Annotated in this window: 5 protein-coding genes and 2 pseudogenes (1 of these 7 cut by a window edge); 6 read left to right on the top strand and 1 reads right to left on the bottom strand. The window is 54.9% G+C overall.

Annotated elements, in window-relative coordinates; genetic code table 11:
- Positions 1–541, bottom strand: a 541-nt coding sequence (locus tag H5U36_06525) for a hypothetical protein (GenBank protein MBC7217786.1), incomplete at its 3' end; no start/stop codon positions are given.
- Positions 542–683: 142 nt separating this feature from the next.
- Here H5U36_06525 and iorA point away from each other — a divergent pair.
- The 6 genes and pseudogenes from iorA to H5U36_06495 form a co-directional block, all read left to right on the top strand.
- Positions 684–2,399: an indolepyruvate ferredoxin oxidoreductase subunit alpha gene (gene iorA / locus H5U36_06520; GenBank protein ID MBC7217785.1), complete on the top strand. Its 1,716-nt coding sequence runs from the start codon at positions 684–686 to the stop codon at positions 2,397–2,399.
- Complete coding sequence (locus tag H5U36_06515) at positions 2,396–2,959, top strand: indolepyruvate oxidoreductase subunit beta (protein ID MBC7217784.1); 564 nt, start codon at positions 2,396–2,398, stop codon at positions 2,957–2,959. The genes iorA and H5U36_06515 overlap by 4 nt, the downstream gene beginning before the upstream one ends.
- Positions 2,956–4,128: an OFA family MFS transporter gene (locus H5U36_06510; GenBank protein ID MBC7217783.1), complete on the top strand. Its 1,173-nt coding sequence runs from the start codon at positions 2,956–2,958 to the stop codon at positions 4,126–4,128. Before H5U36_06515 ends, H5U36_06510 begins: the two co-directional genes overlap by 4 nt.
- Positions 4,125–5,332, top strand: a pseudogene (locus tag H5U36_06505) (OFA family MFS transporter). The gene H5U36_06510 and the pseudogene H5U36_06505 overlap by 4 nt, the downstream one beginning before the upstream one ends.
- The gene (locus H5U36_06500; protein ID MBC7217782.1) at positions 5,322–5,834 is read left to right on the top strand and encodes a DUF2284 domain-containing protein; all 513 of its coding nucleotides are present in this window, start codon (positions 5,322–5,324) and stop codon (positions 5,832–5,834) included. The pseudogene H5U36_06505 and the gene H5U36_06500 overlap by 11 nt, the downstream one beginning before the upstream one ends.
- Before the next feature lie 185 nt (positions 5,835–6,019).
- Positions 6,020–6,508: pseudogene (locus H5U36_06495) on the top strand (tryptophan-rich sensory protein); it runs 54 nt beyond the window's last position.

Genomic DNA, 6,508 nt, shown 5'->3' with positions numbered 1-6,508 from the left:
CCCTCCTCGGGAAGAAAGCGCAGATAGGCTTTCTCCCGTGGAGGAACACCGCTTCCGTCGGAGGCACGAGATCTGCAAGGATATTCCCCATAAAGTACGCCGGGATGTTCCGTGCCCGAAGGAACTGCGCAAAGGAATCGTCATCGGAAAGTACCACTCGGGCAAGACGCCGGAGCAGAAACAACCGAAAAGGAGACACAGGAAAGGAACGAAGCCCCAGGGGCAGCACAACGGTCACCTTCCGTCCCCCAAAGAGGACCACAAGGGAAAGGAGAAAGAGATTCTGCCCAATGAAAACCCGGCGCTCCCGAAAGCCCCGGCGCTCCCAGAGATCCCTGCAGAGCATAAGCCACCTCTTGTACGTCCTTTGAGGCCGGTTCTTCGAGACCTCAGCAAAGCCCAGAGCAGCGAAAACTCCCGGATGCTGCAGAGAAAGAAAGTAAATCTTACTTTTCCCGTAGAGCTCCTTCATCTTTTGCCGGAGCTCAAGGGCAATACGCTCTTCATCTTCTCCATCTGCAATGAGGAGGTAGCACCGCATAGGCGTCCCTTCCAGTCAATTATACCGTACGCAAATCCACAATTCGAACAGAAAGGGGATAACGTTTGACTTCTTCCCCCTTTCCCCGTACAATCCTGAAAAACACCCTGCAAAAGGAGTGACGCCTCTGGAGAAAAAAGTCATGCTCGGTAACGAAGCTTTTGCCCGCGGTGCCTATGAGGGAGGAGTGGAAGTTGCCGCCGGATACCCCGGGACTCCAAGTACGGAGATTCTCGAGTTTCTGAGTACCTACCGGGACGTTCACTCCCGCTGGTGTCCCAACGAAAAAGTAGCTTTTGAGGTCGCTGCCGGGGCAGCAATTGGGGGAAGAAGAGCCCTTGCCACCATGAAGCACGTGGGGCTCAACGTAGCAAGTGATGCTTTGATGACCTTAGCCTACACAGGGGTTAACGCAGGGTTTGTAGCCATTGTCGCCGATGATCCGGAGATGCACTCTTCGCAGAATGAACAGGACACGAGGAACTATGCTTTCTTTGCTAAGGTCCCTTGCCTTGAGCCCTCAAACCCTTCTGAGGCCCTTGAGTTCACCCGCTTAGCCTTTGCGATTTCCGAGCAATTCGACACCCCCGTTCTTGTGCGCTCCACCACCCGGGTCTCCCACAGCCGAGGCCTCGTGAAGCTTGGGGAACGAAAGCGAGTCGCCCCCAAGGAGTACCGGAAATGCGCCGAGAAATTCGTCATGATTCCTGCCTTTGCCCGGGAGCGGCGAAAAGTCCTTGAGGAACGCCTGCAAGCCTTAGAGGGCTTTGCGGAAGAGACGCCTCTGAACCGGGTGGAGCTTCGGAACCGGAGAATAGGCATTATCACCGGAGGAGTGCTCTACGCATACCTTCGGGAAATTGCTCCTGAGGTCTCGGTCCTGAAACTTGGAATGAGCTTCCCTCTCCCCAAAAGGAAAATCCAAGAATTTGCCTCTCAGGTTGAGGAGCTCTTCGTCCTTGAGGAACTCGACCCCATCTGGGAGCGGGAGATAAAAGCAATGGGAATAAAGGTCAAGGGGCGGGAGGTTTTCCCCGGCATTGGGGAAATTACTCCCGATGTGCTCATCGAGCGCCTTTTCCCCGAGAAAAAGCGCGACTTTGTCGATTTGAGCTCTCTCCTCATCCCCCGTCCACCAATTCTCTGCGCCGGATGCCCACATCGGGGAATTTTCAAGGTCCTGAGGGACATGAAGGCCGTCGTTTGCGGGGATATCGGATGCTACACGCTTTCCACCCTTCCACCCCTCTCGGCTATGGATACCTGCCTCTGCATGGGGGCATCCATTTCCATTGCCGAGGGCATAAAACTTGCCCACCCAGAACTCTTTGTGGTCGCCGCCCTGGGGGACTCGACTTTTATCCACGCCGGGATTCCACCCCTTATTGACGTCGTCTACAACAAAACCCCAATTGTCGTCCTTGTCCTTGACAACGGTACTACCGCAATGACCGGAGGACAGGACCATCCGGCAACGGGAAGAACCCTCATGGGGGAGGAAACACACCACCTGGATATTGCTCACCTTGCTCGGGCTGTTGGGGTTCCCTTCGTGGAAACCCTCAATGCGTACGACCCCAAAAAAATCCGTAGAACCCTCGAACAGGCGCGGGAGCTCTCTGAACCCGCCCTCCTTGTCATCCAGGGACCCTGCCAGCTCAAGAAGCCAAAACAATCCCTATCGCGCTTCCGTGTCCAAGAAGACCGCTGCCGAGGATGCTTCATCTGCGTGAGTGCCGGATGCCCGGCTCTCGTGAAAAACGAAAAGAAGGTCGCCATTGTTCATGAGCGGTGCAACGCCTGCGGGCTCTGCATGGAGCTCTGTCCCTTTGAAGCCATCGAGGAGGAAAAGGTATGAAAGGGAGCATTGTTCTTTCCGGTGTCGGAGGTATGGGAATTCTCAAAGCGAGCGAAGTTATCGCCCACCTTGTGGTTCAGGAAGGGTTCTCGGTATGCCAGTCGGAGGTTCACGGCATGGCGCAAAGGGGAGGAAGCGTGGTGACGCACCTGCGGTATGGAAAAGAAGTACATTCACCCCTTCTTTCCCGTGGTGAAGCCGACTTCATGATAGCCTTTGAGGAACTCGAAGCCCTCCGCTACCTCCCCTACCTCAAGCGGGGTGGAACGGTGGTTCTCAACCTTTTTGCTATGTGCCCTCCGGGGATTGACTCCTCCCGATACCCCAAAAATGTCCCGGAAGTCTTAGAAAACGAGGGATTCAAGGTCCTGACCATCCCGGCCACCGACATTGTCCTTTCCCTTGGGGACATCCGAATGACGAACTCGGTGCTCCTTGGGGCTCTGAGCCGTGTCTTTCCGATAGGTTCAGAGAGGTCCTGGGAAGAAGCTTTCAAAAAAGCCTTCCAGAAAAAGCATTTGGACCGTAACCTCGAGGCTTTCTGGAGGGGGAGAGGATGAAACGTATCGGATATGTGATCCTCGGCATTGGGCTTCTCCTTTGCCTTGGAACCGTGTACTCCTATAGCGTCTTCCGAAAACCGATTGAAGAGACCTTCCGAGTAGGAGCTACTCTCAGCGGACTTCCGTACATGCTGGCGCTCTTCTTCTACGCGCTCTTCATGCCTTTAGGAGGGAGGCTCCTCAGGAGGCTCTCTCCAAGAGTCGTAGCACTCCTTGGGAGTGTTGCGACGAGCACCGGATGGATTGGTGCGGGGCTTTCCCGATCGTACCTTGGTCTTGTGCTCTTCTACGGCGTCCTCTGCGGAGCAGGTGTTGGGATTGCCTATGGAGTCCCTCTTGCGGTCTCGGTGAGCTGGTTCCCCGAGAATCCCGGGCTTGCTCTGGGGAGTACAGTCGTTGGCTTTGGCCTCTCTCCCCTTGTGACCGCTCCTCTGGCCCGAAGATTTGTAGAAATGGCCGGGCCTCTTTTTGCCTTTCGTGTCCTTGGCTGGGTGTTCCTTGCCGCAACCGTGCCAATCTCTCTCCTTTTGCGTTTCCACGAATCAAAAAGCACAGGTTTCCAAAACACCGCCCCTTCCCCCCGCACGAATCTCTTGCGTCAGGGAAAGTTCTGGGCTCTCTGGACGAGCTTCTTCATCGGAACCTTCATCGACCTTTCCGCTATAAGCATTACCGGACCCATCGCCCAAGAGACCATTGGACTACCTTACCAGACTGCGGCTCTGAGTGTGTCCATCTTTGCCGTATTCAATGGTGTTGGGCGACCACTCTTTGGCTACCTCGTGGATCGAAAGGGTTTCAAAAGAGGAGCTTTCGTCTCGTACTCCTCCGTTGCCCTTGCCTCCCTCCTCTTTTTTGCCTATCCTCATTCTGTGACGTATGCCCTTGCTTTTGCCGTGCTTTGGATGAACCTTGGAGCCTGGCTTGCTATGGCTCCAACAACCACGTATGCTCTCTTCGGCCCAGAAACGTACGCCCAAAACTACGGAGTCGTTTTCACCGCTTACGGTGTAGGAGCTCTTGCAGGAACCTTTGTTTCAGGAGTCCTGCGGGACCTCACCGGAAGTTACCTCGGACTCTTCCCTTTTAATGCGCTACTTGCCGGGATAGGAATAGGCATTGTATCTATCCTCGAGCACCTCTCTCGAAGGGAGGAGGGCCCATGACTCTGAGCCTTCGCGCCTGGGCCGTTGTTTTTGCGGGGCTGGGCGTCAACCTGACTCTTGGATTCCTCTACGCCTGGGGCATCATTGCCTCGGCCCTCGTGAAAAACTTTGGCTGGAGCGCAACCCAAACGCAGATTCCTTACATGCTCGCCTCTATACTCTTTGCCCTCTCTATGATTCCCGCAGGTCGACTTCAGGACAAAAAGGGTCCACGCATGGCCCTCTGGCTCTCTGCGCTTCTTGCAGGAGTGAGCTTCCTTGGTGCCTCTTTCTACCTCACCGCTCTTGGCCTTGCGTTCTTCTTTGGCATTCTCTTTGGCTTAGCCATGGGCTTTGGGTATGCTGCACCGACCCCGGCAGCCGTCAAGTGGTTCCACCCCCAGCACCGAGGATTCATCTCAGGTATCGTCGTGAGCAGTTACGGCATCGCACCGGTGTACATCGCTCCTCTTGCCGAAACCATTATCAGACGCTACGGTATCCCCCATGCCTTTCTCATTTTTGGTTGCCTCTTTGCTGGAGCCGTTTTCGCCCTCTCCTTCCTCATCACCAATCCTCCCCCGTCCTGGACTCCTCTCACCCTTTCTTTCGGCAAAAGGCACGTCGTGCCAAGGACTTCAAAGGATTTCACTCCTAAAGAGATGGTGAAGACCAGAGCGTTCGTGCTCCTCTGGGTCCTCTTTCTCCTCGGCACCCTCGCAGGACTCCTCGTCATCGGGCAGATGCCCCGAATCGCCGAGGAAATCGCTGGTCTTGAGTACGGTTTTGTCCCAGTTGCTCTATACGCAGTAGCCAATTTCCTTGGCCGACTCAGCTTCGGGCCTCTGTCCGACCGTTGGGGAAGAGGCAAGACCCTGAGCTTTGTATTTTTCATTCAAACGGTAACCTTTTTCGCTTTCGAAAACCTCATAAACCCTGCTCTTCTCCTCATCGGGAAAAGCCTCGTTGGTTTCACCTTTGGAGGGATGCTCGCCATGTTCCCTGCTGCCTGCGCTGACTACTTTGGCCTCAGGAACCTCGGGGCAAACTATGGAATCCTCTTCACCGCCTGGGGGTGGGAGGCGTTATTGGTCCTCTCCTCGGGGGTCTGAGTCAGGACTTAACCGGAGGACACACGGTGAGCTTTTTCGTTTCAGGGTGTGCAAGTCTTTTGGGGGTTATTTTGAGCCTTCTCCTGAGGAGGGAGAAAGTTCATGGACAGTGAAGGCCTTGGAAAGTTTCTCGCCAGCTTTCTCTCTGGGAAAGTACGGGACTTTGTGCTCCTTGACCCTCGCGAAGTTGTTACCGGGGAATGGGTTCGCCTGAAGTGCCAGTACGGATGCGACGGTTTCAACCTCTGCCTCACCTGTCCCCCGTACAGTCCCAAGCCTTCCGAGACACGCAAAATCCTTGACTCGTACCACCTTGCCGTTCTCCTCTGGCAACCCGAGACCTGGCAGGATTTGCGAAGAACCTGCGCAGAGCTCGAGCGAGAACTCTTCCTTTCCGGGTACTACAAAGCCTTTGCTATGCCCTCTGGACCTTGTGAGCTCTGCGACCCTTGTCCCCGAACGTACCCTTGCCGCCATCCAGAACTCGCCCGTCCTTCCATGGAAGCCTGTGGCATCGATGTATACGCCACGGTACGTAAATTGGGCTTCCCCATCGAAGTCGTCCGCTCCTTTGAGTGCAGGGCGAACTACTACGGGCTTGTGCTTGTGGAGTGAAGATTTAGCCCTGTTGTTTTCTCTGCATTGTCTCGAGTTCTTGGCCCCTTGTAGCGGCAAGGAACAACTGGGAGAGGGAATCCTCAAGGGTACCGGGTTCGTTGCCTGGAAACCTGCACCTCGCAGATGAAGACCGTTTCCTGGTTATGCTATACTCAGAGAAAAACAGGAAGGAGGGGATTTCCGTGTCGCCCACGCAGTCTCCGCTTCTTCTGGCTCTTCTCAACACCGTTGGTTTCGTGGCCGTGGTTGTTGTTAACACCTTAGCAGTACGGCTTCCTCTGGCAGGGAAAACCACCGGTGAGCTTGCTGACCGATACCCCAATCTCTTTGTGCCGGCTGGAATCACCTTTTCGGTCGTATGGACTATTATTTACGCCCTTTTGGGGATGTTCGTCGTGTACGGGCTCATCCAATCGCTGAAGACGCCGACACAGGGCGTTTCCTTCCTGCAGAACATCGGATTCCTCTTTCTCCTCACCTGTATTGCCAACGTAGCCTGGGTTTTCTTCTGGCACTACGAGGTACTGCCGCTCTCCTTAGTCTGCATGCTTGTCCTTCTTGGAGCGCTGGGAGCAATTTACACAAGACTTGTTCCCATTCGAGGAGGGATGAGCGCATGGGAGAAATACCTTGTGCATCTGCCGATGAGCCTGTACTTTGGGTGGATTTCC

The organism is Candidatus Caldatribacterium sp., from assembly GCA_014359405.1.
GTDB lineage: Bacteria > Atribacterota > Atribacteria > Atribacterales > Caldatribacteriaceae > Caldatribacterium > Caldatribacterium oleiphilum.
The sequence above is the reverse complement of the archived record's forward strand: the minus strand, read 5'-3'. Positions and strand labels throughout refer to the sequence as shown.

Bases quoted from the DNA above. Each gene is read 5' to 3' on its own strand.
- iorA (MBC7217785.1), top strand. From the start codon at position 684: ATGCTCGGTAACGAAGCTTTTGCCCGCGGTGCCTATGAGGGAGGAGTG.
- H5U36_06515 (MBC7217784.1), top strand. From the start codon at position 2,396: ATGAAAGGGAGCATTGTTCTTTCCGGTGTCGGAGGTATGGGAATTCTC.
- H5U36_06510 (MBC7217783.1), top strand. From the start codon at position 2,956: ATGAAACGTATCGGATATGTGATCCTCGGCATTGGGCTTCTCCTTTGC.
- H5U36_06500 (MBC7217782.1), top strand. From the start codon at position 5,322: ATGGACAGTGAAGGCCTTGGAAAGTTTCTCGCCAGCTTTCTCTCTGGG.